Here is a 1,300-nt window from a genome sequence, read left to right on the forward strand (position 1 = left end):
GCACAGTAAGCTCAATTTTGTATCACCGAGTGAGCGACATGCGATGCAAGATAAAGCGATTTTATCTAAGCGTAAGGAGGTACTAGAAGAAGCAAGATCAAGAAACCCTAAACGCTGGCCAAACGGTATAAGGAACTGTGACGTTATCGGTGAGGTAGTGTTGAACCCAGAAAAAGAGTCTGAAACTGAAACAAGAAATGCAGCTTAAAATTTAAGTAAAGAGTGCCAACTACCTTGAAAAACACCGCACTAAAGCCAGCTACTGTATAACTTTCAGCAATTACAACTGTTGGAGTTTATAGCTCGCGCCAGAAGATAGGGGGGGCATTAGATGACATTTTATCCTTACTGTAGCTCTGGTGCGATCTAGAGCGGGAAAGCCGTAAAGTCAAACAGCTGCAGCATTAAAGGGAAGAGCAGTGAGCTACAGCAAATGCAGCAAAAGTACTGCAGTAGCTATCAGATTGCAGCACTGGCGACCCCTGCTCACATTGTGCCATTTGGGCACAACTGGTACTGGGTAACATCACAGAAAATAAGCCTTGACCTTCTCCCTGTAGCAAGGTGCAGAATTTTAGCTGCCCACTTTAGCAAAGGAGATTTACGATGTTAACGTTAAAAATTACCGATATGACCTGCAACCACTGCTTTGGCTTGATCAACCGTGCAATAAAGGAATTGGACGCCGATGCAGTCGTAACAGCAGATCTCTCCAGCCGTAGTATCAATGTACAAAGCAGCCAATCGCAAGACGAAATACTCGACACTCTGGAGGAAATTGGATATCCGGCCAAACCTGAGTCAACCTGTTGCAGTGTAGATAGAAGCAGCAAGTCGCAAAATACCGCCAATTGACAGTGCACCTTAGTGGAGGCTTGAGCTGTGTGCAGTGAAAGTTGCATGTACGGTTCTTAGGAGAGCAGCACCTAGTAACAGAGGTGCTGCTTATCCGCCCATAACGAGTTATAAATGGATATAATTTAAGGACAGAGTAATTGAATTTGTTTCCAAAAATGTAATATCACCGCCAATATAATGGTCTGACTCTGTATGTAGTGGCACACTAATTTTGGCCACCTAAATAGAGGTGATATTATTACCTCGTAGATGACTTTAGGTGAACACATGAGATCGACAACCAGAAAAACATTTAGTGCTGAATTCAAACTTGAAGCAGCCCAATTAGTCCTCGATAAAAACCATAGCATCATCGAAGCTGCAAAGGCGATGAACGTAGGTAAGTCCACTATGGATAAATGGGTGAGACAGTTAAAACTAGAACGCCAGGGTGGCACACCAA

General features: G+C 43.6%; 2 protein-coding genes and 1 pseudogene. All 3 read left to right on the forward strand.

The features are described from left to right. Window positions 1-208, forward strand: a pseudogene (locus L5M18_RS23145) (IS3 family transposase); the annotation flags it as partial. A 398-nt stretch (window positions 209-606) separates the two neighbouring features. Continuing rightward, window positions 607-855: a heavy-metal-associated domain-containing protein gene (locus L5M18_RS23150; RefSeq protein WP_263198719.1), complete on the forward strand. Its 249-nt coding sequence runs from the start codon at window positions 607-609 to the stop codon at window positions 853-855. Between the two features lie 270 nt (window positions 856-1,125). Next, window positions 1,126-1,300, forward strand: a 175-nt coding sequence (locus L5M18_RS23155) for a transposase (RefSeq protein WP_263148818.1), incomplete at its 3' end; no start/stop codon positions are given.

The organism is Shewanella sp. SM20 (genome assembly GCF_025654545.1).
Lineage (GTDB): Bacteria > Pseudomonadota > Gammaproteobacteria > Enterobacterales > Shewanellaceae > Shewanella > Shewanella oncorhynchi.